Annotated in this window: 18 protein-coding genes and 1 riboswitch; of the genes, 13 read left to right on the plus strand and 5 right to left on the minus strand. The window is 51.2% G+C overall.

Annotated features, from left to right (window positions below; all coding sequences use genetic code 11):
* Positions 1 to 9 precede the first annotated feature (9 nt).
* A complete protein-coding gene (locus DEV76_RS02935) occupies positions 10 to 597 on the minus strand; it encodes an RNA polymerase sigma factor (RefSeq protein WP_109694893.1) in 588 nt (195 codons plus the stop codon).
* An 87-nt stretch (positions 598 to 684) separates the two neighbouring features.
* On the opposite strand from DEV76_RS02935, the gene DEV76_RS26085 reads away from it, so the two are divergent.
* The 10 genes from DEV76_RS26085 to DEV76_RS02980 all read left to right on the plus strand — a co-directional run bounded on the left by DEV76_RS26085 (position 685) and on the right by DEV76_RS02980 (position 14,490).
* A complete protein-coding gene (locus DEV76_RS26085) occupies positions 685 to 1,029 on the plus strand; it encodes a hypothetical protein (RefSeq protein WP_198651924.1) in 345 nt (114 codons plus the stop codon).
* Between the two features lie 326 nt (positions 1,030 to 1,355).
* Positions 1,356 to 4,415, plus strand: a complete 3,060-nt coding sequence (locus tag DEV76_RS02940; protein ID WP_109694895.1) for a sensor histidine kinase — start codon at positions 1,356 to 1,358, stop codon at positions 4,413 to 4,415.
* A 71-nt stretch (positions 4,416 to 4,486) separates the two neighbouring features.
* Complete coding sequence (locus tag DEV76_RS02945) at positions 4,487 to 5,119, plus strand: response regulator (RefSeq protein WP_109694897.1); 633 nt, start codon at positions 4,487 to 4,489, stop codon at positions 5,117 to 5,119.
* A gap of 172 nt (positions 5,120 to 5,291) precedes the next feature.
* Positions 5,292 to 6,083, plus strand: a complete 792-nt coding sequence (locus tag DEV76_RS02950; protein ID WP_109694899.1) for a hypothetical protein — start codon at positions 5,292 to 5,294, stop codon at positions 6,081 to 6,083.
* Positions 6,084 to 6,206: 123 nt separating this feature from the next.
* Positions 6,207 to 6,710, plus strand: a complete 504-nt coding sequence (locus DEV76_RS02955; protein ID WP_109694901.1) for a hypothetical protein — start codon at positions 6,207 to 6,209, stop codon at positions 6,708 to 6,710.
* Between the two features lie 100 nt (positions 6,711 to 6,810).
* Complete coding sequence (locus DEV76_RS02960; RefSeq protein ID WP_109694903.1) at positions 6,811 to 7,461, plus strand: tetratricopeptide repeat protein; 651 nt, start codon at positions 6,811 to 6,813, stop codon at positions 7,459 to 7,461.
* Positions 7,462 to 8,079: 618 nt separating this feature from the next.
* Complete coding sequence (locus DEV76_RS02965) at positions 8,080 to 11,229, plus strand: SusC/RagA family TonB-linked outer membrane protein (RefSeq protein WP_157962691.1); 3,150 nt, start codon at positions 8,080 to 8,082, stop codon at positions 11,227 to 11,229.
* Between the two features lie 30 nt (positions 11,230 to 11,259).
* Complete coding sequence (locus tag DEV76_RS02970; protein ID WP_109694907.1) at positions 11,260 to 12,777, plus strand: RagB/SusD family nutrient uptake outer membrane protein; 1,518 nt, start codon at positions 11,260 to 11,262, stop codon at positions 12,775 to 12,777.
* A gap of 25 nt (positions 12,778 to 12,802) precedes the next feature.
* Positions 12,803 to 13,486 (plus strand): fasciclin domain-containing protein, encoded by a 684-nt coding sequence (locus tag DEV76_RS02975; RefSeq protein WP_109694909.1) that lies wholly within the window; start codon positions 12,803 to 12,805, stop codon positions 13,484 to 13,486.
* A gap of 8 nt (positions 13,487 to 13,494) precedes the next feature.
* On the plus strand, positions 13,495 to 14,490 hold the full coding sequence (locus DEV76_RS02980) for a DUF5007 domain-containing protein (protein ID WP_109694910.1): 996 nt from the start codon (positions 13,495 to 13,497) through the stop codon (positions 14,488 to 14,490).
* Between the two features lie 65 nt (positions 14,491 to 14,555).
* Here DEV76_RS02980 and DEV76_RS02985 read toward each other — a convergent pair whose 3' ends face one another.
* Positions 14,556 to 15,719, minus strand: coding sequence for a trans-sulfuration enzyme family protein (locus tag DEV76_RS02985; RefSeq protein WP_109694912.1), 1,164 nt, complete (start codon positions 15,717 to 15,719; stop codon positions 14,556 to 14,558).
* A 2-nt stretch (positions 15,720 to 15,721) separates the two neighbouring features.
* A complete protein-coding gene (locus DEV76_RS02990; RefSeq protein ID WP_109694914.1) occupies positions 15,722 to 17,059 on the minus strand; it encodes an APC family permease in 1,338 nt (445 codons plus the stop codon).
* Between the two features lie 46 nt (positions 17,060 to 17,105).
* Positions 17,106 to 17,309: riboswitch (cobalamin riboswitch) on the plus strand.
* Between the two features lie 106 nt (positions 17,310 to 17,415).
* On the opposite strand from DEV76_RS02990, the gene DEV76_RS02995 reads away from it, so the two are divergent.
* The 3 genes from DEV76_RS02995 (at position 17,416) to DEV76_RS03005 (ending at position 20,919) form a co-directional block, all read left to right on the plus strand.
* Complete coding sequence (locus DEV76_RS02995; protein WP_198651926.1) at positions 17,416 to 19,308, plus strand: TonB-dependent receptor plug domain-containing protein; 1,893 nt, start codon at positions 17,416 to 17,418, stop codon at positions 19,306 to 19,308.
* Between the two features lie 15 nt (positions 19,309 to 19,323).
* The gene (locus tag DEV76_RS03000) at positions 19,324 to 19,920 is read left to right on the plus strand and encodes a DUF6580 family putative transport protein (RefSeq protein WP_109694918.1); all 597 of its coding nucleotides are present in this window, start codon (positions 19,324 to 19,326) and stop codon (positions 19,918 to 19,920) included.
* Between the two features lie 63 nt (positions 19,921 to 19,983).
* Complete coding sequence (locus tag DEV76_RS03005; protein WP_109694920.1) at positions 19,984 to 20,919, plus strand: ABC transporter substrate-binding protein; 936 nt, start codon at positions 19,984 to 19,986, stop codon at positions 20,917 to 20,919.
* A 404-nt stretch (positions 20,920 to 21,323) separates the two neighbouring features.
* Here the strand turns inward: DEV76_RS03005 and DEV76_RS03010 are convergent, their stop codons facing one another.
* Entirely contained in the window at positions 21,324 to 22,832 is a 1,509-nt protein-coding gene (locus DEV76_RS03010) for a SusD/RagB family nutrient-binding outer membrane lipoprotein (RefSeq protein WP_109694922.1), read from the minus strand.
* Positions 22,833 to 22,849: 17 nt separating this feature from the next.
* Positions 22,850 to 25,978, minus strand: a complete 3,129-nt coding sequence (locus DEV76_RS03015) for a SusC/RagA family TonB-linked outer membrane protein (RefSeq protein ID WP_109694924.1) — start codon at positions 25,976 to 25,978, stop codon at positions 22,850 to 22,852.
* Positions 25,979 to 26,074 lie beyond the last annotated feature (96 nt).

Here is a 26,074-nt window from a genome sequence, read left to right on the forward strand (position 1 = left end):
CAAAAAACTTTAGAAAACCTGTAAAAGCAGCCACCATAGCGGCAAATGACCCAGCCACTCCCTGAGCTGGGCAATGGCTTTAAATACGAGATTAACTACCGACTGGTAGTTTACCTTCATAATAACCGCGATCTCTTCATACGACAGGGCCTCGTAATAGCGGAGGTAAACCGCTTCTTTCTGGCGGCGGGGTAACTGGTTGAGGTAGCGGGTAATTGTTTCCCGGCGTATCTCCCGGGATTCTTCGGAAATCAGTATGTCTTCCGGCGAAAACTCAATATCAGGGCCGGGAGAAGGTAATACCTGGAGCATGCGCAGGCTGCGAAGCTGGTTAAGGCAATGCCGGCGCAGGGCAGTAAAGAAAAAGGCACGGAGGTTGCGTGTTGCACCGACAGATGCTTTCTTAGTCCAGATGCGGATAAATACTTCCTGCACGGCATCTTCTGCCAGCGCTTCATCGCTCAGAATAGCCAGGGCATAACGGTAAAGCAGGGGATACAAGATCGCATGCACCTGTGCATAAGCCCCGGGATCGTCTCTCCGGACTGCTTCCCAGTAATTGTTCAGTTCTTCGTCCTGGCCATAGGTACCCGGCATGCGAAAATTGAATACTTTCGGTGATAAAATGGGTAATTTCCCTAAAATAGCAATTCCCGTGGAAAGAAAACTCAAATTAACATCCCTATGCTCCTGACCAGCTCATTCCTCGTCTTCCTTATCACTCCCGATCCCGGAACTATCTTCTTCTGGATCTTCTCCGGTATAATCTTCATCGTATTCCTACGAGGCGTTTTTGGAAAGAAAGGCAGGCGTAATAACAACGGCAATATCGACACATCTGCCGGCGTCCCCACTACCTGGGGCACTACTGATACCCCGCAGTTTAACTCCGATGGCAATCACGGAGGCTTCGACGGATATAGCGGAGGAGATGGCGGTGGTGGCGGTGCTAGTGGAGACTGGAGCGACAGCGGGGGAGATAGCGGCGGTGGTGACAGTGGAGGCGGAGATGGCGGAGGCGGAGACTGATACAAAAAGGAAAGGCACAAGCAGAAGCTTGCGCCCGTTATATTAGCAGCATATTCCTATAAGGCGTTTTTTATAAAGTAAATGCAGTTGCACAGAGTCCCCTCCGGGCAGTTTTTTGCCGGCAGCGGGGGTATCCGCGATGTAGCTGAAGATTCACAGGTTCGGAGTCAGTACATGGGGCTATGCGTTGCATTGTTTCTCGTAAATCAAAGGTAAACCGCTTAACCTGAATCCCAACCACATAAACATGTGAAATGGCAGTTTCAGCGGATAGAGCGTAAGATTAATGGAGTAAACCGGTTATTTTTACACGATTCACCCGTTTTATGCGACCGCCCCTTCTAAAACGCTTGCTACTGGCCGTATTGCTACCGGCCTTCTTCATCACTTCGGCCATGGCAAAGCCACCTTCGCACCGCTATACACGCCTCACCGTGGAAGACGGGCTGCTGAGCAATTACGTGAAAGCCATCTGTCAGGACAGGGAAGGCTTTATGTGGATAGGCACCCAGGGGGGCCTGCAGCGGTACGACGGGCGGCAATTCGAATACATCCCCCTCACCGGCATTTCAACCCTCCCCCAGGGAGAAATCACCCATATTTCAGAAATCAGGCCCGGCGTTTTGCTGATTCTTTCCAATACCAGCGCCTTCACCTATAACTATGCCACCCGCCAAACTCGACTGCTCGAACTGGAAGGCGTTACTGCTACAGGGTTCAGGGTAACAAGGGTACTGCACGACCGGGAAAAGAATATCTGGCTGTGCACAGCTCACCATGGCGCTTACCTGCTCCGGGAACAGGAAGGTAAATTCATCCCTTTTTACTCCCTCTACAGTAATACCCGCCACCTTAAAATCATGCAGATAGAACAGGCGCCCGGCAAAGACCGTTACTGGCTGGGTACCAACCAGGGAATAGGGATGCTTGACCTCGGCGAAAAAACGGTCTATACTCCTGACCATAATCCCCGTAACATCCCCCTGCTCAAAATACCCGCTCTCCGGAAAACAGTAACCCAGTTGTTTGCCGACAGCCGGCAGGGCCTCTTCATTTGTACCTGGCCTTCCGGACAGGAATTCCCCGATTACTTCCGGTATGATGAAAGCAACGGTCAGCTGTTTACCGGATATGGTAACCTGGGCGGCATCGATTTTATGATGCGCGACCGCTCGGGCCATACCTGGAGTGCAGGCAATAAACTCCTCCGCTTCAGTGCAGACGGCCGCAGTACCCGCGAGTTCCCCCGCGACCCCAATTCCAAATACGGCCTCGACTATACCGACCTTTTCACGATCGCAGAAGATAATATGGGTAACCTCTGGCTGGGCACCAGCCACGGGATATACATTTTTAATTACGCCCGCCAGCAGTTCCATAGTATTGAGTTCAAACCGGAGAAAGGCCCTCAGCCGCCGCCACCTGTTGAGATCACCGACCTCTGGCAGCATCCCGGCGGAGATATTTGGGTAACCAGCTGGGGGCAGGGTCTGCTTATTTACGACAGCACCCTCACCCATCTGAAAAAGCATATACATGGTACCGATTACCATTACAATATGCTATGGTGCATCCAGCCACTGCCCGACGGGCGCGTGCTGATAGGTGGCCAGCATGCACGGGTGCTGGAAGTGAACGGCACTACCTGGCAATCACGGCAGCGGTATGTAGACGGGATCGATAACCGGACCATCAGGCGCATGACACTTGCACCCGGAGGGGATGTATGGATAGGCGCATCGCATGGAGTTGTGGCGCGATGGAATGTATCATCCAATAAACTCCGCAAGTTCACAGACAGTACGTATGCTTCCGGCAAATATACCTGGGGCGATGTGATGGATATTTACGCAGGCCCCCGGCAGGATATCTGGGTGGGTACCGCCACGCACGGGCTGTTACGGATGGATACCGCCGGGCATGTACGCCAGCGCTATTCCTGGTTCGACCCGCTTTATAAACTCCCTGCCAATAACGTAAGAGCTTTACATCCCCTGCCCGGCGGTAAAATGCTGGTTGCAGGAGGCGGCATTGCCCTGCTGGATATACGCTCCGGCACCATGACCGCCGTGCTTACCGAAAAGAACGGGCTGCCCATGAGCCACATCACCAATGTGCTCCCCATCAACAACCGCGAGGTATTTTTCACCACCAACTTCAGCGCCGGTAAGGTAAACCTCGAAACCGGCAGTATCACCCACTTCGGGAGGAACGATGGTATTGCAGACGAATCCTTCCAGCTGCCTTCAGCCATCCGCCTCCATGATGGCCGTATTGCTTTTGGCTCCGCCCGCAGGGTTTTCGCCTTCCATCCGGATAGTCTGCCGCCGCCGCAACGCCCGCCTGATATCCAGATACAACATTTCAAAAGCGGAGATGATACATATGACAGATCGAACCCTTTGCTAAGGATGGATACACCACGTATCCTGCTCAGTCACCAGCGTGCAGGGTTTACGGTAGGCTTCATGTCTCCCGCGTACCTGGAGCAGGATAATCTCACCTACCATTACCAGCTGGAAGGGATAGACGAAGACTGGGTAAATGCCGGTAAGCGGCAATATGCCAGCTACACGAACCTTCCTCCCGGCGAATATACTTTCCGGCTGTACTGCCTGAACGGGGAAGGACTGGGTTCGCAAAAAATAACCACCATGTATATTGTGATCCAGAAACCCATCTGGCAAAAGGGATGGTTCTACGGCGTGGTGGCATTGCTGCTGACAGGGATCGTTTACGGGGTGCACCGGCTGCGCATTAACCACATCCTGGCAACGGAAAAAGTAAGAAGCCGCATCGCGCGCGACCTGCACGACGATATGGGGAGTACACTTACATCCATCAACATCATGAGTTCCATGGCAGGCAAAAGTGCAGACAGGGGCGATATGGTGAAAACGCGGGATTTCATTTCAAAGATCGGGGAAAGTACTACACGCATGATGGAGAGCATGGATGATATTGTTTGGAGCATCAACCCCCTGAACGACAGTACGCCCCGCGTAATAGCCCGCATGCGCGAATTTACCACCAGTGTGCTGGAAGCACGCGGCATCGGTTTCTCATTTACAATCGATGATAAGATTTATAACCGGAAGCTGCAGCTGGAGAACCGGCACGACTTCTTCATGATTTATAAAGAAACCATCACCAACATTGCCAAGTACGCACAGTGTACTTTTGCCGACATCCGGATTCAGCTGAGGAAAGGCCAATTGGTACTGCGGGTGCAGGACAATGGAGTGGGCTTCAACGTAAATGAGGCAGGCGATGGAGACGGACTGATGAATATGCAGCGCCGCGCATACCGGATGAACGGGCAGTTCAGTATACAGAGCCAGCTCGGAAAAGGCACCGTTGTTACGCTCATGTTCCCAACCACATAACCATGTGATTGGTGCTTAGCCATGCGATCGTTACCTTTACTATAAGTTATCACCCCTCCAATACCCAGGATATGATCCGAATCGTGTTATATGAGGATAACACCAAACTGCGAGAGAACCTGACATTACTGATCGATGGAGCACAAAATTTTGTAGTATGCGGAGCATTCCGCAACTGCGATAATATCCTTCAGCAGATGGACGATCTGCTTCCCGACGTTTTGTTAATGGATATCGACATGCCCGGCACCAACGGCATCGAAGGTCTGCGCATGGTACGTTCCCGTTACCCCAATCTGCCCATTCTCATGCTCACCGTTTTCGATGACAACCAGCATGTATTCGAAGCCATCAAGGCCGGAGCCGACGGCTACCTGCTGAAAAAGACCCCGCCCGATAAACTGCTCGATTACCTGCAGGACGTGTATGATGGTGGCGCCCCTATGACATCGAGCATTGCCCGCCAGGTGCTTCAGCTCTTTGCCCGCCAGCCCTCCGACCGCAACGAGATGTACAACCTTTCCGACCGGGAAAAGGAAGTACTGCAGTTGCTGGTGAACGGGTATAGCTATAAAATGATCGCATCGGAGATCTTCATTTCTATTGATACGGTACGCTCCCATATTAAGAAAATCTATGAAAAACTGCATGTAAACTCCAAGTCCGAAGCCGTAGCAAAGGCTTTCAGGGATAAACTCGTTTAAAAAGCAGCCAACTCCTTACCGCTTAGCCGGTTGTACAACCGGCCCTCCGCTCACTCCCCTGAACGAATCACATTGTTATGTGGTTGCGGGGAGGCCTTTTCTTTTTCAATTTTGCACTCAGAAAAGCCGGAAATATACCGGCAGCTTCAGAAACCATTTAACCCAACGGGTCATGAATCCATTTACCCCAAAGCATGTAGTGATCTGCCTGGTTGCCTTACTTACAATGGCAGCCTGCAAAAAAGACAAAAAGCCCCGTCCGGTGGAATCGGGGAGGCTGCTGATGAAAGTAACGGAAGATCAGCGCAAAGTAAACCGGTATGAATATACCTCCGGCGGACTGCTAAGCAGGCAATGCTACCACCCCGGATTTGTTGGGGTAGATTCCGTTTACATGGATTTCACCTACAGCAACGGGCTGCCGGTGAAAATGACCGCAGGAACCGACGAAACGCATTACTTCTATTTTGTAGATAAACTGATGAAAATGGAAGTGCATGAAGCAGGGAAAGGATTGCAGTATTTCTGGATTTACGAGTACCAAAACGGCAGACTGGTACTTGAACTGGGATGCGAACCGGTAAACGGAGAATGGAAAGCCAACCAGAAACGGTTATGCTACTACGATGAGCAGGGAAACCTGGTGAAGAAGGAATTTTATACCGATCTGGCGCATACCGGTACGTTCACAAGGGAAAAGTATACCGTATACAGCCAGTTTGTCAATAATCCTGATACGCAGGAATTCCTGAACTCCCTGCGCCATTATCCCGGCCTGAAGCTGCCACCGAGGCTGGCCACGAAGGAAGCGCATTTTGACGGGAACGGATTTGAAGAATGGACAACGGAATATACTTTCCGGTTCAACAGCGGGGGATTACCCACTGAAAGAACAACAGTCTCTTACAATCCCGACCATAACGTAATATCCAGATCCACTGTTACATATACCTATAACAGGTAGCCCCTGAACTTGTTACAGACAACATCACATTGTTCCCCAAAGGGCACACCTCCGGTGTGCCCCTTCCTTTTGCAACACTTTTGGCCGGAAATTTGTTAGCATAGCAACAAAAACCTCCTTACAATGACAAAGCAATTGACCCGCCTCTTTATGGTATTGGGAGCATCCACACTGATATTCAGCGCGTGTGCATCCCAAAAGAGCACCACAGTAACCGCAGGCGGCATGCGCAAAGCCGCCACCGGCAAATGGACCCTTAACACTATTAACTACGAAGGGCTCCCCTCTACCGCCAAGATATCCACTGTGTTTTCGAATATCCCTCCGGATTGCCTGAAAGGCAGTAACTGGGTGCTGCCTTCCAACAGCAATGGATCTTTTACCATTAACAGCTCGGCTACCGGCTGCCCAACAGGCACGCAGGACATCGTTTGGAGCACCATTAACCAGGGCGGCCTTGTTATGCTGCAATTCAAGGAAATGGTTTCCGGCGTGAAAGCGAAGAACATTGCCGACGGCTATCGTGTAGAGCTGGCTTCGGCCGACCAGGCGAGCATGGTTTGGCGTGCACCCGTAACATATGAAGGCAAAACTGCTTACGTAGTATATTCATTCAGCAGGCAGTAATTCATTAACTGTCAGCACCACCAAAGGAAAAAGCAGGGCAAAATTTGCCCTGCTTTTTCCTTTTTAGTTATTGTATCTTTGCCCTTCGTTTCAAGAAATTATGAAAGCATTTAACTTATTTATTAAATACCGCCTGCCACTCGGACTGGTACTTCTGATCGGCGGTATCGCCCTGGGGCTTACCGTGGGCTGGTGGGAATCATCGATCCTTCTCATTCTTGCCCTCGTTTGTATTGTAACGCATTTCCTCTTCGGCCCTATGCGCCTTGTACAGGAAGCCGTTGAAGCCGGGGATGTGGACGGTGCCATGCGCTATATGAACTCGGTTAAATTCCCTAAACTGCTCATCAAGCCCATCCGTTCCGTATACTACTTTATGGAAAGCAACCTGGCCATGCAAAACCAGGACTTTGACAGGGCGGAAGCTGCCGTTAAGGCCAGCATCAAATCGGGCAGCCCCATGAAGGAGTATGAAGGCATGCAGTTTTTCCAGCTGGGCACCATTGCTTACCAGAAAAACGATATCAAATCTGCCGACACTAACCTTAAGAAAGCAGTACGCCTCGGCCTCCCCGATAAGGAAAATACCGCAGGCGCCCTCCTCATGCTGTGCTCTATTGCCATGAGCCGCCGCGATTTCAAATCCGCCAAGGATTACTTCCGCCGCGCCAAATCACAAAAACCTACTACCGAACAAATCGTTAGCCAGATCAAGGAAATGGACAAATACATCAGCCGGATGCCAGGTTGATGAAATATGATACTTATATGAAGAAGCCAGCCGTATTTCCGGCTGGCTTTTTTTATGTTGTCAGCGTCCTGTAAAAAATAAATACAAACCAGCTTGTGAAAACAGAATATTTTGTTAATTTTATTCAACAGCGAACATAACCAAATCATTTGCTAAATCGATATTGTAAGGTATTATAAGCCTTTAGGGTAAATTCTGAATCGAATCAATAGTCTGATATGCATGCTTCAGCATGAGAGCTCTTGAAGCATATACCAGTTAAAAACGACAATATTCAACCAAAATTCATCATTTAAACAAATTCAGTCAGCACAGGAACACCGCAGCGTATCCCGATTGAGCGCTACTGAGAGCATAGCTACTTTTTCTTTAACGCCATCACGGGCAATGCCCAGGGCCACGCCTTGCCTTTAACACAAATCCGGGAAGCTTTTTTAATTCATCCGCATTAACCTGAGTATCTACGTGCGCACACGTGCCGCCACCGGCATGCCCGCCAGCTTCCAACACTATGCAATTCTCCCTGCCACACCGCGCTGATATTGCGCGGCAGGGCTTGCTATGCCAAAATTTCTATGCCTGACTAAAACCAAAATCTGTCTTCTAAAACTCACCTCTATGTTCAAAAACATCCTCTGTTTAAAGCTCCTGCTGCTATGCACCCTCGCATACGCCCAGGAACGCCGGATTACCGGCACGGTAAAGGACAAAGACGGCAGTCCTTTGCCTGGCGTAACCGTTGTTGAAAAAGGGAACCGGACCAACGGGTCCGTCGTTACGGGCGACGGATCTTTCGCGCTGACCCTTAAAGGCAACTCAAACGTCGTTATTCTCAGCCTTATCGGGTACGAGACCCGCGAAGTGGACGTAGCCGGCCAGCAGGTGATCAACATCACCATGCAGGTCAGCTCCAAAACTTTGGGCGACTATGTAGTAATCGGATACCAGGAAGTATCCCGCCGGAAAAACACCGCTTCTATTGCCACCGTAAAAGGCGAAACAATTGAAAACCTGCCCGCAGTAAGCGTGGATATGATGCTGCAGGGAAGGGTAAGTGGTGTAAACGTGCAAAACTTCTCCGGAGAACCCGGTGTCCGCAATTCCCTCGTGGTACGCGGCAACACCTCCGTACTAAGGGGATACGATGAAGCCCGCGCCCTGTCGCGCCCCCTGTATGTGATCGACGGGATCCCCAGCACCGCCTCCGAAGCCGGTATTCTCGAAAGCAATGGCACCGGTACCAACCCCATTGCAGGGCTTAACCCGAACGACATCGAGTCTATCGACATCCTGAAAGATGCTTCCGCCGCCGCCATTTATGGCTCACGCGGCTCCAACGGCATCATTATCATCAAAACCAAAACCCCTAAACTCGGTAAGCCCCAGTTCAATTTCAGCTCCTATATGGGCGTTACCAGAAGGCCCAAACTCTTTGAAGTAGTGGCTGGCGCAGAAGAAAGAAGGATGAAGATGAAACTCCTCAACCTTTACAACGAATCTGTAGACAATGAATTCCTGCCCATGATGCTGACAGACAGCCTCAGCCCTGATTTCAATAATGCGACCGACTGGCAGGGCATGTTCTATAAAACGGGCCTCATCAATAACTACGACCTCTCCATGCAGGGCGCCACCGATGTATTCAACTATCGCGTGAGCCTCGGGCATTATAAGGAAGATGGTATTATCCGCAACACCGGCTTCAAACGTTATACCGTGCTGGCAAGACTGGGCGCCAAGATCACACCCTGGCTCAGTAACCAGACACGCTTCCGCCTCAGCCGTACCGACAGGCCCAGAACAGCCAATGAGCGTACCGGAAGCTTCTTCGCTTTCGACACTTACTCCCTTCCGGCATCGTTCTACGCACTTACGGAAGACTCCCGCGAATATTTGCTGGGCAGCGATAAAAGCCTCAACAAGAACATCAATAACTCCATGGAGATCAGCACGGTGTTCAATGCAGACATCCTGAAGAACCTCCGCTTCAATACCACCGTTACCTATACCAGCGAAAACGGCGCCCGGAACTTCTACCAGCCCGGCGTTGTCCGCGATAACGGTTATGGTTTCGGATCTGCTTTCTCCAGCAAAACGGAAGGACTGATTATGTACAACACGCTGGACTATACCACCCGGTTCGGTAAGCACGATCTTAACTTCCTCGTAGGGCAGAATGCGGAATACTCGCAATATCAGACCAATTTCGGCAGTGCGGACCTGATCCCGAACGATTATGTATGGCAGGTGACGGTAGCGAATAAAAACTATTCCAACACCTATTCCTCCATCTCTGAAGAAGGCCTGCAAAGCCTCTTTGCCCGCGTAAACTATTCCTTTAACGACCGCTACCTGCTCTCTGCGGTATTCAATGCCGACGCTTCTTCCAAGTTCGGTAAAGACAACCGCTGGGGTATTTTCCCATCCGTTTCAGCCGGGTGGATCATGAGCGATGAACCTTTTATGCAGGATCTTTCATGGTTAAGCTTCCTGAAGATCCGTGGCAGCTACGGTGTTACCGGTACTCAGCCTGAAAGGAATTACCTCGGCTATAATACTTACCGCGTGAACGTTGCAGGTTTCGAAGGTAACGACGCCGCCACCTCCTATAACGGCGTAGCGGTTATTACCCCCAACTATGCAGATGGTATTGCGCAAAGAGATCTTTCCTGGGAAGAATCCCGCCAGGGAAACATCGGTTTCGAGATGGGACTGTTTAAAGACAGGATCAGGCTTACTGTGGATGGATATAACCGCAGCACATCCAAAGGCTTCTTCACCTACCGCCTGCCGGTTTCCAGCGGGTATACAGAAGCGCAGACCAATGCTATGGGCCTCCGCAATGCTGGTATCGAACTCACGCTCAATACCCGTAATATGGCGCCCCGCAACCCGCTCCAGTGGAATACCGATTTTGTGTTTTCCTGGAACCAGAACGTGATCACCGCTCTTCCCAACGGCGGGCGCAGCATCGTGTTCAATTATAATTCCGGTGTTTACGGGCTCGATTACCTGCTTACGGTAGGCAAGCCCGCCAACCAGTATTATGTGTTTGAATCAAGGGGTATTTATTCAAGGGATGAAGATATTCCCTTTAACCTGCTCACCGGCCGGAAGCTGACGAACTTCGTTGGTTACGAATACCATGCCGGCGACCCGATCCTGATCGACCAGGATGGCAACTTTGACCTGAAGGAGCCCATGGATCAGATCATAGGTGGTGACCCCAATCCCAAATTCTACGGTGGCCTTAACAATACTTTCGAATGGAAAGGCTTCTCAGTTGGCGTATTCCTCAGCTACACCTTTGGCCGGGAAATCATGAACAGCTTCCTGAACCGCCGGTTGGAATACCTGTTTGAATCAACCGGTGATGATGGAGAAAATAAACTGGCACGCAGAGGGATGATCAATGTAGACAGGCTCAATTACTGGAAGCGCCCAGGCGACGTTGCGGACCTGCCCACGCTTTCCCTTGTTAGCCGCCAGCGCTCTCCTTACCGCTTCCTCGATAAAAACACGTTCTACATCGAAGATGGCAGCTATGTACGTATCAAGACTATTACCCTTGGTTACAACTTCCAGCCAACACTGCTCAGCAAACTGAAGCTGAACCGCCTCAGGCTGTATGGTGTGGTTGATAACCTGTACACCTTCCAGAAAACGGATGTGCCTGATGCAGAAGCAGTGAATGCGTATGGCGTTTATACCGGCGACGGTTATCCCATTCCCACCAAGTTCACTTTCGGTATCGACATTGGATTCTAACCTGCGTATCCACACATTAAACTGACGATCATGAAAAGATTCAAATATATACTTCCCATCCTTCTGACCAGCGCCCTCATACTGGGTGGCTGCAAGAAGCTGCTTGACCTGGAGCCTAAGAGCGGCCCTACCAGTAATGCCTTCTGGAAAAACGATAAAGATGCACTTGCCGGCCTGCTGGGTGGCTATTCGCTCGTCCGCGATGCATTGACGGACGAGAACCGGTTCTATGTATATGGCGATGTTACCGCCAATACCTTCCGGATCACTTACTCATCCGACTATTCCATCCACCAGATCCGCGATGGACTGCTCGACGGTACTTATTATGGCTACCTCGAAAACCTGCAGAACTGGACCAAGTTCTATAAGGCAATTGCACAGGCTAATTTACTGGTGGACAAGATTGCCGGCATTCCTGTTACCGGATTCCGCAACCAGGATCACAAGAACTATTATCTCGGCGAAGCTTACTTCATGCGGGCTTTCCTCTACTTCTATATTTCCCGGGTGTGGGGCGATGTGCCGCTTACACTGAAGCCGGTGGAAGATCTGGCGGATGCGGAAGAAATAGGACGTGAGAAACAGTCCGTGGTACTGGCACAATGCCTCAAAGACCTCGATGCCGCAATGCCCCTGCTCCCCAAAACACCCATTTCTTCGCAAGACCGTGGAGTACGCGCTACCAAAGCATCGGCCATTGCACTTAAAGCACATATTTATGCCTGGCAGAAAGACTTTGCCAAATGCGCGGAAGTAACCCGCGACCTGGTGACCACTCCTGCCGAATTCGGGCTTTCCCTCATCACCGATTCCGTACAATACCAGCGGATGAGCGTGGGCAAATCCACCGAAGCCATCTTCGAGATCAATATCAGCGATGAGCAGAACGAAGGCCTGGGCCACGACATTTACAAAACCTACAAAGGCATCGGCGAAAAAACACTGTATCAGCCATACCTCGCCACCCGCGATCCCCGTAGTGAAGACGATGTGCCCTGGCTGGTGAATACAGAAACAGCCCAGAACCTCTTCTATGAAGATGGCGACCTGCGTGCCGATCTCTGGTTCTACTTCGATCCCAACCTGCCGATGGTGATGCTGAAGAAATACTCCAACGTTACCTATAAAGACGGTGATGTACGGAAAGATCCGCGCTTCTCCAACAACCTGCTCATCTTCCGCCTGTCAGACATCATTCTGCTCCGTGCCGAAGCCCTGTACAATACCGGTAATGAATCCGGAGCAAGGGATCTGGTAAACCTCATCCGCACACGCGCCCGCCTGGAAGCACTGGATGGTACCGTTGCCGGCGATGACCTGTATTACTACACCATTACCGAACGGCAGCGGGAACTGTTTGCAGAAGGCCATGCTTTCTGGGATCTGCTGCGGACAGGATACATCAACGATTTCAATCCTTCGTTCAGTGATGCCGCCGTACCCGGTTCTACCCGCTTCGGTATGAACTACTGGCCCATCCCCCGCATCCTGTTCAAAGACAACCTGCATATGAAACAGACGCCTTACTGGAACGGCAGGCTCTGATCCGTCATCACTTAAAAACAGTATCATGAAAACGACCTTAATATATATCCGGATCCTCCTGCTGGCAGCAGTTTTCGTTTCCTGCAAGAAGGATGATTACTTTATCGGCGGCAGCCTTCATAATCCGAAGTTCGAAGGCACTACCTACGAATACTTAAAAACCAACCCGCTGTTCGATACACTGCTGTTGCTTATCGACAGAACGGGCCTTAAAGATGAAGTAAACGCTGCCGGTACCACCTTTTTTGCACCCAGCGATTATTCCATCCACAACTACGTGAAGAAAGTTGTACAGAAAAGGAAACAGCTCGAAGCCAACGACGAGAACCTCGTCTTCAACTTCGATGAACTGAACTACCCACAATTGAAAGACTCCCTGAGGGCATACATTTTTGGGGAGAAGATAGTGCGGGACGGATTGAATAAAGATGGTAAATACTTTACATCGAAAGATGGGGAAAGAAGATACATCGCCCTGCGCGACGATCCTTCCAACACCTATCAGAACAGCGGACTCACTACCATCCCGAAATACATCTATTTCATGAAGGTATATGGAGATGTGGACCCTATCGTAAATGACCAGGTGCCCGACGAGGAAAAGGACACGCGCATTGTAGCCCAAACCACGGGTATTATCACCAACAACGGTGTGCTGCATGTACTGTCTAACAACCACATTTTCACTTTTGCTAAAGAACCTAAATAACCATCCACATGACATTCAGTAATTTCCCATACAAAATCACAGGATGCGCGATGGCAGCAGTGGTGCTCCTTTCCGCCGCAATATCCTGTAAAAAAGTTCCGGTGGGTTATATCAGCGACCAGATCCGGTATGTGAATGATACCTTCCGTGTTATCCGGGGCACTAACTGGAATTCGGATCCAAAAGCCTTTGAGCTCGACGGTTCCAATTACCCCATCTCGGTGAAGATGCTGGAGATCCGCGATCTTGCTACCGGTAAGGCTGTAGATTATTTTGATAAGCCGAATGAAGTATTCGTTTGGACAGCCCTTTTCGATCCCAATTCCGACACTACGGTAGCGTTGCTGAATAAGAAGCGTAAAATGGAATCCGTTCCTCCGCTGAAGCTGCTCGAGAAATCGGGCCAGCTTATATTTAACGAAGGCACCCAGAAAATACCTCCGGGCAATTACACCTTTGATGTAGGCGTTACCAATGGCAGCGGCACCAAAACATTCCGCAATATTTCCGTGATACAGTTATACGAACTGGCTTTCAGGCAGGAAGGTGCGCCCGGATGTGCTTACTTCATAGATGGCACCACTACCAGCGGCGACATTGGTACGCCCACAATGACCTACAAAAAAATTTCAGATCAGGGATACCAGGTAAGACTGAAAATTGTGGATAAAAACGGGAAACCCTTCAACCCCAAAACGGGTGAACTCATCAAGCGTGGCGACCGCCCCCTGTTCGAGACCTATGCCAAATTCCACCCTGTGGAATATACCGACACCACGATGGTATGCAATTATGAGCTCACGCCTTTCCCGCTGAAGGAATACCCCGGATACGGATACCTGATGTATTACCGCATCCCCAGCCAGTATGTGATACTGGACCCTGGCGTGGCTCCTACACCGGCCTCCATCTATAATGTGAATCCCCGTTTCGCTTTCCGGTTACTGGTAGCCGGCACTTTTGAAGTAACGATCCGCATCCCGAAGGTCACCCGTAAGACCTGATGCGACTTTGAACATAGAAAAGGGGTCCTGGCGTTGCCGGGACCCCTTCATTATTTTATACCATTTTAGCGGATCAATTGCAATGCCTGCTCCAGGTCTGCAATGAGCGTGTCCGGATCTTCGAGGCCGATGTACAGCCTTACCATCCGGTGCTTTTCTAACGTGGGATCGAATTCACTTTCCGCGAGGGAAGCACATGCCGGGAATGCCAGCGATTCATGCCCTCCCCAGGATACCGCCATCAGGAAGCGCTGCAGCCCGTTACAGAATGCTTCCACCTGTTCGCGGCGGCTGGCTTTCAGCTGAATGGTAAGCAGCCCTGCGGCGCCGCTCATCTGCTTTTTCGCCAGTTCATATTGCGGGAAGCCGGCATCCATAGGGAAAAAGATTTTTTCTATTCCCGGTTGCTCCTTCAGCCATGCGCATATCTTTTCTGTACTGCAGGCACTCCGCTCCAGCCTGATCTCCAAAGTACGGAGCCCGCGGAGGAGCAGCCATGCATTGAAAGGTGCAATGCCGCTGCCGATGTTCAGTAATTCTGAAGCGAATATCTTCCGGATCACCTCCTGCCGGCCGGTAAGCACACCCGCCATGGTATCGCTGTGGCCGCTGATGAACTTAGTAGCCGATTGCAGGCATAGGTCGATCCCCAGATCGTGCGGGCGTTGAAATATAGGTGTGCAGTAACTATTGTCGATAATGGAAACAATCTCCTTTTCTTTCGCCAGGGCTGCCACGGCGGCAATGTCCTGCAACTCGAAGGTGAAAGAGTTGGGAGATTCGAGGTAGATCACGCGGGTGTTGGGCTTTATGGCGTTCCGGAAATTAGCGGTATCCGTACCATCCACAAATGTAGTTTCCACACCAAAGCGCGGAAGTATCTGGGTAAACAACTGCCCCGCCCAGTTATAAGGATCACGGACAGAAACGATATGATCTCCCTGCTTTACCTGTGAAAGTACCGTGGCGAAGATTGCCGCGGCACCACTGCCGAAGATCAGTGCGTCTTCCGCACCATCCAGCGCAGCCAGTTTCTTCCGGAGGATTTCGATAGTGGGGTTATTACCCCGGGTGTAGAGAAAGCCTTTGTACTCGTCCTGCAGCAGTTCCCGCATCTCACCCACCGACTTAAAGGCAAAGTTGCTGCTTTGCATAATTGGTGGGGCGATGGCATTAAAGTATTGCTCCCTGTCTTCTCCCAGTTGGTTAATGATATAAGAAAGATCCATAATTACTGATTGCTCCCGCCTGGCCGCTTAACGGCGTAGCGCATGAAAAAATAAATGGGCAGTCCGGCTACAAACCAAAACATACCGCCAAGCGCCTGATTTAAATCTTTGATGAAAATATTTACAGTTACAAATAAATATACGGTAATGAAAAATGCGGGTACTAAGGGGTAGAGTTTCATCTTGTAAATCCCCTGCCCGTCCAGATGCGCAGTTTTCCGCCTCAGCACAAAGATAGTGGCTGCCGCGGAAGCAAGCCCTATCGAGTCAAAAAGCATGACATATTGGATAATATTGTCGAAGTTGCTGAGGAAGTACAGCATGCCGATGATAAGCGCCGCAAATACCGAAAGCGCCACTTCCTGTACCTGTGTACGGTTGTTCACGCGGCGGAATACAGCAGGCAGTACCCCATCTTCCGCCATGGCGTAATACATCCGCGGGTTAGACATGAGGTTGACGTTGGCATACCCCAGCACAGAAAGGAACAGCAATACAGAAGTTACTTTAAAACCATATTCCCCGAAAAACGCTTCTGCCATCCTGGCCGCCAGTGCTTCGGTAGATTTCAGCTGCTCGAACCCTATCACTTTTACATAAGCGTAGTTCACGGTCAGATACAGTACCAGGATGATACAGATACCCAATAATATGGCGCGTGGCATATTCCTGGCAGGTTCCCGCACATCCGACCCGAAGTTGATGGTTTGCTGATAGCCGCCGTAGGTAAAGAATACAGGCACCAGCGCCGCGCCAAAGATATATGCCCAGCTGTGATTTACGGAGGTAACGGCTACTTCTGCAGCCGGGGCTACCTGGTTGCTGAAGGCCGCCAGGCACAGCAGGAGCACCAGGGTGATCTTAAAAACCGTGAGTACGTTCTGCCAGCTGGCGCTCATACGGATGCCCAGCATATTGATACCGTAGAGCATCAGTACCGCCCCGATGGCGATGAGCTTACGCCCGCCTTCGTGCTGCATATCTGCCGGGAGGATGACCGGGCCGATATATTCGGCCCCCACAATACAAACCGCCGCAATGGAGGCGGCGTTAGAGATCACGAGGGTCCAGTTGATCATGAAAGAATAGGCAGGGTGGAAGCCGACAGACAGTACTTTGTAAAACCCGCCGGCAACGGGCAGGCGGGAGCCGATTTCTGCATAGGTGAGTGCCCCGCACAATGTTACCAGGCCGCCCAGCACCCATACTAGGTAGAACAATAAAGGCGTCCCGGTTTCACGGGCTACGCTGATGGGCGTGCGGAAAATCCCCATCCCGATCACCAGTCCCACCACTATCATGGTAAGGTCAAAAGGCCCGAGTTTCGGTTTGATGCTCATTTGTACAAGATAACCGATTAACGCCTTATTTACCAAAATATCCGTAGGTTTGCGCCCGGTAAACGGTTGCCTCGCCCTTTCCGGGGCAGGCATTAATAGGGAATCCGGTGTAAATCCGGAGCTATCCCCGTAGCTGTAAGCCCGCATACGTTTTTCAGTACCTCCAGCCACTGTTCCGGTTCACCCGGTACGGGAAGGCCTCCTGAAAAGCGGGCAAAGCCAGAAGACCTGCCGCATACCTTTTGATTTTTCCGCGCTTTCGGGTGAAAAGCGGAGGGCATATGCGGCTATGGCCTACATACGTACTTTTCAATTTCCCCTCAGCGCCACTGATTTTTTTACAATCTATGGCCTACATGAAAAAAACACACCTGATCCTGACAACCGGCATCCTTTGCGCCGGTGTCTCCGCCAAGTCGCAAGACTCTTCCGGGGTTTCCCAACTCAACACTGTTGTGGTTACCGCTACTAAATTCAACAAGAAACAGAGCGAAACGGGCAAAGTACTCTCCGTCATCTCCGCCCGTACTATCGAACAGAACATCGGCCGCTCCGTAGCCGATGTGCTCAACGAGCAGGCCGGCATCGTGATCGGCGGCGCTTACTCTAACCCCGGCAAAAACCGCGAAGTTTACTTCCGCGGCGCCACCTCCCAGTACACCACCATCCTTATGGACGGCATCCCCGTTGCAGATGCTACCGGCCTCACCGGCAACGCTATCGATCTCCGCTTCCTCCCCATCGACCAGGTAGAGCGCATCGAGATCCTCCGTGGTACGCAAACCACCCTGTACGGAGCCGATGCTATTGCGGGTGTCATCAACATCATCACTAAAAAAGGCGGCATTAAACCCGTTAATGTTTATGGCGACCTCGTATACGGTACCAACCGTAGCATGAAAGGCTCCGTTGGCCTCCGTGGCAAGCAGGATAATGTAGATTACAATATCAGCTTCACCCACTTCACTACCGATGGTATCTCCGAAGCAAACGATACTACCGGCAAGGCAGATTACGACCGCGACGGTTATAAATCCAACGGCCTCAACGCCACCGTAGGCATCCAGGCTACCGAAAACCTCCGTATCCAGCCTTTCCTGTTTTACAGCGATTATAAAAGCCGCTTCGATGGCGGTTCTTTTGTAGACGCCGTGCTCAACAGGAACGCTTCCAATGCACTCCATTCCGGCGTGCGCGGACAGTACGACCTGAAGAAAGGCGCCATCTTCGGTAATTTCGCTTACCAGAAAGTAACCCGCGACGATGAAACTACCTGGGGTAAAACCTACACCGACGGCCGCGCTTACTTCGGCGAACTTTACGCCCACCACGATGTAACCAGCTGGTTCCAGGTACTGGCAGGTGCTGAATACCGTAAAACCGAACTGACCGACACCGCGAATTTCAAAGATGTGAAGTACCGTACGCATGAGCAATCCTCCATCAGCCCTTATGCGTCTCTCTTCCTGAAAAACCTCGCCGGCTTCAACTTTGAACTGGGAGGCCGCTATACTATCCACAATCAGTACGGCAACCAGTTCACCTACACCATCAACCCCTCGTACGTATTCTCCGACAAATTCAAGGTGTTTGCCAGTGTAGCCTCCGGTTTTAAAGCACCCACCCTTACATCCCTCTACAGCATCTATGGCAATAAAGACCTGAAGGCTGAACATGCCGTAAGCTATGAAGCAGGGGTACAAACCTTCCTGTTCCACGATAAGCTCGACCTCCGCGTGGTAGGCTTCCGCAGGAACATCAAAGACCAGATCTCCTACATCAACTACAAATACATCAATTACAACAAGCAGGAAGATAAAGGTGTGGAAGTAGAAGCCACCATCCGCCCGATCGACAAACTGACCATCAAAGCGTTCTATGCGTATGTAGACGGTGAGGTGACCACAGTTGGCGGCAGCGGGAAAGACACTACGTATTCCAACCTCATCCGCCGCCCTAACCATACCGGCCAGATCGATATCGGTTACCAGGTAACGGATAAACTGTTCGTAAGCACCAACATCAAACATACCGGCACCCGTGCTGATCTGTATTATAAGTTCCCTGCTGCAGAATACGTAGCCCTGGAAGCTTATACCATGTGGAACGCTTACGTGGAATACCGCCTCGGCAAGGCCCGTGTGTTCTTCAACGCAAATAACATTACCAATAACAAAAAATATTGGGAAATTTACGGCTACTCCGTGTTGGGTTTCAACATGCAGAGCGGGGTATCTTTTTCATTCTGATTTAAAAACTGACCTATGTCTATCAAACAAATCCAGCCGCGCTTTATTGTTTTGCTGCTGTTCATCGTAGCCGGCGGCATCCTCCGGGTAACTGCCGCAGGCAATATCACACCGTTTTCCAACTTCTCCCCGCTGGGAGCCATGGCCCTCTTCGGTGGCGCCATGTTTGCCGATAAATGGAAAAGCTACCTCTTCCCATTACTCGCACTCTTCCTCAGCGATGTGATCATGATGAAAACAGTATATGCTGCATATGCGGATGGGTTCCTGTTTGAAGGATGGTACTGGAACTATATCGGCTTTGCCGCTATGGTACTGGTTGGCCAGCTGGTTATCCGCAACGTGAAAGCACTACCTGTTATCGCCGGTTCTGTAATTGCAGCGCTGGTATACTGGCTCATCGTTGACTTCGGCACCTTTATGCGCCCCTCCAGTATTGATATCACTACCGGCCTGCCTTTCAGCAGGGATTTTGCCGGACTGATGAAGTGCTACGCCCTTGGCCTTCCCTTCATCAAAAACACTTTGATCTCTAACCTCGTGTACAGCGGAATCTTCTTCGGATTATTCTCATGGCTCGAAAACAGGATCCCGGCGCTTTCCGCACGGTAAATATTCGAAAAGGCCGGCCTCAAACCGGCCTTTTTATTTTCACCCATCACAACAGCTTTGCAAATGATTGCCAGTTCCTTCCTCCCCGCCGCCACACAGATGATTTATGATATGAACCTCCAGCACCTGCTGGATGGTATCACCTTCGAGTGCCCGCCCGCCGCACTGGCAGAAAAGCAGCGCGTGGTAAGGTGCGTACTGGAAGGCAAGCAATACAGCAGCGAAGAGATAGACCGTATATTCTCCGCCTCCAAAGCGCAGGGTAAAAGCCTCTATTACGTAGATGAACCGTTGCTGGCCACCATTGCTCCCGATGTGATCTTCACGCAGGATGTTTGTGAAGTTTGCCAGATAGATACCCAGTGCACGCAGCAGGCCGTACATAACCTGCCAAAGCAGCCGCAGCTGGTGAGCCTCAGCCCTAATAACCTCGATGATGTATTCCAGTGCGCCATTACCATTGGCCGCGCGATGGGAGAAGAAGCTGCCGCTTTCCACTATGTGACCGCACTCCAGCAAAGACTGGATGCAGTGACAGACCGCCTCCGCCAGCACCGCTCCCCCCTCCGCCGGGTGATGATCATGGAATGGATGGCACCCGTTTACAACTGCGGCCACTGGATCCCCTACCAGGTAGCCTACGCAGGCGGGGTAGATATGCTGTCTAACCCGGCGGGCGACTCCATCGTTACCCCCTGGGACAAGATCTTCCGTTACGACCCTGAAGTGCTCGTTATTGCCCCCTGCGGCTTCCTTACAGGCCGCTCCCTCGAAGAGCTCGACCTTGTTACCAAAGTACCCGGATGGGAAAATCTGCAGGCCGTACGTAACAACGAAGTTCACCTGGCCGACTACGACCTTTTTACCCAGCCCAGCGCCAGCACCCTCACCGATGGTGTGGAAGTGCTCGCCCACCTCTTTCACCCGCACATCTTCCCCCCGCCGGAACATCTCAAACATAAATTCTGCTCACCAGACGCCAGAGCAGTTACCGCATAAACCCAAGGCCTTCCACTACGGAAGGCCTTTTAATTTCCCGCTAATCCCGTTCCTGCCCCCTGCCAGACTTATCCTAACCAGCCTGACAATAGCTTGTATACTGATATATAACTAGCCTTTATCCGGCATATAACATGCCTATGTTTAGGGTATATCTAGCCCCTTATTAGGGCTAAACATACCCTAAACATACCCTAGATATAGGCTAGATATACCCTAGACATATATGAATTCTGCCGCCTTCCAGCAGCTATTTACCCTATATCTGGAAGCTTACAGGAGAGCGATTAGACAGAAGCTGGGATGTGGCAATGGAGCTGCACAATTGAAATATTTATATTGATAATTGTAAAAACGAAAAAGGCCGTCCGAAGACAGCCCTTTTCGTCGATTCTAATCACTGTTTATTTAATCAACCACATTTCGCTGTTGATATCGTCGGTACCACCAAACTGTCTTTGGATGGCAGCTTTTACCTGATCGTTATTTGTTTGGTACTCCCGCTGTGGATAAAGCCAGCGTTTCGGGATCCTCGCACCATTGGCATTGGCAGGCCCGATATCGAATTGCGGGATGCCTGTGCGGCGGTATTGATAATACGCCTGGCGGCCGGAGTTCATGAAAAACGCGAGGTACTTCTGCAGGAGGATCTGCTTCAGCCCTTCCGCATTATTACCCTTGTACTGCGCCTTAGGCGTGGCGGCGTACCAGTCGTTAAACACCTGCTCGTTCAGGGTATAGAAAGCAAAGGAAGCTTTGATGCCCTTCTTATACCAGTCTTCCGCATTGCCCGGCGCCCATCCGCGATGGATAGCTTCGGCGATGTTGAAGCAGGTTTCAGGGAAGCCCAGCTGAATGCAGGGTTCGCCACTGCCTGTTTGCCAGTAACGGCGCTCGTTGCCGTAAGACAAATAACCGTTAGCATTCTGCGAAGAAAGATCGCTGAGTACATCGCCCGTGCGGCCGCCTTTGTAAGAAGTAAAGCGGGTAGCGTAGCCGGGAACGTTATTGGTTTTGGCAGTATCTACGGGTTCCGCAATCTCGAACGTACGAGGGTCGCGGTAAGCAGTCAGTGAATCGAGGTAGGTGGCGCCCATATTGTTACGGCCACGGTCGAAGCCACGGTTGTAGGGGCCGAGCGGGTAACGGTTGTCCTGGATGTTGCCGTTGAACACTACCTGGTAATTGTCCGCATTGCTTTCCATAACAGGAAAATTAGCAGCCGAGGCTACGATGGCAGCAAACTTGGTTTTCACCTGCAGGTCAGCATCATCTGCATGCTTGCTGAGATTGATCAGTACGCGCAAACGGGTACTGTTGATCAGCTTGTGCCATTTGTCCAGATCCCCGTCGAACATAAAGTCGCCACTGATCTTGTTACGCTTGGCCGCATCCAGAAATGCTTTCATTTCCGATCCGGATGCTTCCAGCAGTTGTAATATCTGGCGGAACACATCTTTCTGCGCATCGTACTTCGGGGTGAAATTATCTGCCCCTGATTGCATGGACTCGCTCATGGGGATATCGCCGAACTTCATCGTCATATCCAGGTAGCACCAGGCTTTCAGGAATTTGGCAATGATCAGGTATGGCTTGTTTTCATCACCACCTAGGCGGTTAGCTTCTTCCTCCATTTTCTGGATGTTGCGAAGCGCCCCGTAACGCATGCTGGTAGAACTCCAGTTATAACCCTGGCTGGCGTAATAGTCGAAGTTAGATACCCAGAACTGGTTTTCGCGCTGTGCCTGATCCCAGGGATTTTCCTTCAGATCAATCAACACACCTGTCAGCAACAGCGCCGGGGGCGATACGGTGGGTTTGTTTGGATTGTTTTGCAGACTATCGAATTTCTTACAGGATGCTGCACCCAGCAGCAGTCCCGCGCATATGATAATGTTAGCTAAGTGTTTCATGTCGTTAGTTTTCAGGATCAGAAGGAGAAGTTGAGATTCACGCCATAGCTTTTCACGGAAGGCGATTGCAAACCGTTATTGCCTTCGATGAACTGGTCGAGGTCGATGTTCTTGTGCTTCGTGAAATACATCAGGTTACGCGCTACCAGCGATACATTGGCTGATTTAAACGGCGTACGTGTAAGCTTGCTGGCCGGCAGTGTGTAAGTGATGGATACATCCCGGAGCTTTACGAAAGTCTGATCAATGATATTGCTGATATCGGCCCCGTTCAGGTTGTAAGCCCAGTCCTGGAAAGTTGTTTTATTGGTATTGGGCGCAAACTCGCGCGTATCGGAGATGATATTACCATCACCATCACGCTTCAGTTCGCCTTTTGTTACCACTACACCATCGCCCGTCCAGTGAGGAATGGGCTTCTTGGTTACAGGATCGCGGAGTGCGTCTTTCTCTCTTTCAGGAACACCTGCTCCCGGATGGCGGCCGCCTTCCCAGAGTTTCTTGTTTACATAGTTCAGTGTTTTACCGCCCACGCGCCCGTCGAACAGGAAGGTAACCCGCCAGTCGACGTACGTAAACGTATTGCTCAGGCCACCAAACCAATCGGGTGTGAAATAGCCCACTTTCTTCGGCAGGGGATCGCGCACCGGCAAACCATTGGTGCCATACACGATCTTACCATCGGGAGAACGGTAGAAATCAGTGGTGTAATAAGCATCGGAACGCTCTCCCACTTTGATGTTCCCCAGCTTCTGCTGGTTGCCGTAAATCTCTTTCAGGATGGGCTTATAGGTAGTCCAGTTAGCTAACAGTTCCCACTTGAATTTCCCTGACGATACAGGCGTACCCATCACGGAAACCTCAACGCCGCGGCGCTCATACTTCAGGCCGTTCAGCTTTTTAGCGGTATAGCCCGATGCTTCGGATACGGGGTTATCAAACACCTGGGGGCCATCCACACTACGGTACAGGCTCAGGTCGAACCCGATACGGTTCTTCAGGAAGCGCATATCTGTTCCCACTTCCACAGATGAGCTGAAGGCCGGCTCGATCTGGTCGTTGAAGATCTTATCTGCATAGGTGGCCGATGGCATATTGTTCCAGCGGGTACCGAGAGAATAGTTGGCGATGTTGGAATAGAGATCCAGATCACCACCCACACGCGCCCAGGAACCACGCACTTTCCAGAAGCTGATAAAGCCGGGCAGCTTCACCATGTCAGACACTATACCGCTCAGTGATACCGAAGGATAGAAGTACGTGTTATTGCTTATAGGCAGGGTGGAAGACCTGTCCATACGACCGGTAAGCCCCAGGAAGAGGTAGTTGCGGTAAGCGAGGTCCACTGCTGCATAGGCGCTCCCCACCTGCTTGGTAGCGGTGTAGTTGGTGGGCTTGCGCTGCTCGCTTGTATTCTCGAAGTTATACCACATGGGGATGAGCAGATCCGCAGTTTCGCCATAGATATTGCGCGTGTTGAGTGTACGGAGGTTGGCGCCTGCGTGGGCCGACAGCTCGAAGTGGCGGCCGAAGTCCTTATCGTATGTGAGCAGGAAGTCGGTATTATTCTCGAAATTATACGTCCACCATTCGCGGTACTTACCTTTCAGGTTAGCCTCGTAGGCACCGGCGGAGTAAGGCAGCTTATTGCTTTCGTAGAGGTTGTTGGTATTGATATGCGTACGCAGCATGGCGTTGAAGTTCTTCGCGATTTTGTAGTTGGCGGAAACGTAGCCATACACATCGTCTTTATAATAACCGCGCAGCCATTCGTTGGCAATAAACCAGGGGTTGTTATACCGGAAGTATTCGAAGTTATACTGCTGCATCCCTACTTTACCGGGCTGCCAGTAGTTACGCAGATCGCGCACATCGAAGTCGGCTCCACCCCAGATGGTGAGGTAGTAAATAAAACTGTTGGGGCCATATGCCAGGTTAGGAAAGTTAGGCGTGTACTGCTTATTGTAGTTCACGGTAACATCTACACGCAAACGGTCAGTAAGATTCACGCCGCCGGCCACATTTACGTTGGTAATGTTCACATGCGTATTGGGCACCTGGCCGCGCTGATAGGTGTGTGATGCAGACAGGCGGATGTCTGTTTTCTCGTTGCGGGAAGAGAGGGCCACGTTGGCAGTGGAAAGGAAACCGTTGCGGAGGAAGTTGCGGAGGTTATTGGGGCCGCGTTGCAGCCAGGGGGTAGGGATGGGTTTGTTTGTGGCGGGATCAATCGGGCTGTCGAACTGCGGCAGTTCTTTCCAGCCGCTGGCGGTAGAAGGATCTTTTACATTGAACTTAGGGCCCCACTGGTTGTAATCCACATCGTTGATACCGCCGCCTTTACCATCACCGAAGGCGTATTCACCATAATCACCCGGACCGTAATCGTTCTGGGTTTCGGGGATGGCGTTGTAGCCTGCCTGGAGCTGGTTGCTGAGGTTGAACTCCACACGGGTACCGGTTGTGCCGCGTTTGGTGGTGATCTGGATAGCGCCGTTCACACCACGCGAGCCATAGAGCGCAGAAGCGGTGGGGCCTTTCAGGATCGAGTAGGTTTCGATGTCGTCCGGGCTGAGGTTCCAGGAGTCGGAGCTGATAGGCACACCATCTACCACGATGAGGGGCCTCACCCCGCGGAGGCGGATTTCGGGATTGCCGAACAGGTTGGAACTGGAAGCGATGAGCAGGCCCGATACTTTACCCGATAAGGAGTTGAGGGCATTGGGCTCGCGGGCCTTCACCATGTCGGACCCTTTTACTTCCTGAACGGAGAAGCCCACGGCTTTCTTTTCCTTTTTGATACCGAGGGCAGTAACTACCACTTCATCCAGCGACTTATTGTCGGTGGCGAGGGTGATGTTGATGGAAGCCTGTGCGTTGACGGGTACTTCCTTTGTGAGAAACCCCAGGGAGGTAAACTGTAATACTGCGTCGGAAGCACAGCGGAGGGAGAATTTGCCGTCGCCGTCGGTAACGGAGCCGGTGTTGGCGCCTTTTACTTTAACGGTGACGCCTGGAATTGGTTGCTGATCTTCGGACACGACCCTGCCCGAAACCAGATGTTGCGCCCATGCATCGGCACATGGCAGCGCAAGGGCAAGCGCCAGCAGCGCTACCCTGAGAAGTGGTTGTAAAACGTGTTGCATAAAGGAAAGGATTAAGCGTTAGCGAAACAAAAATGGGGAGTCTGTTTAAACGAAATGTTAAGTATGGCTAAATTTAATAGTATAGAAATATTAAAA

Origin of the sequence: Chitinophaga deserti, from assembly GCF_003149455.1 — a bacterium.
GTDB lineage: Bacteria > Bacteroidota > Bacteroidia > Chitinophagales > Chitinophagaceae > Chitinophaga > Chitinophaga deserti.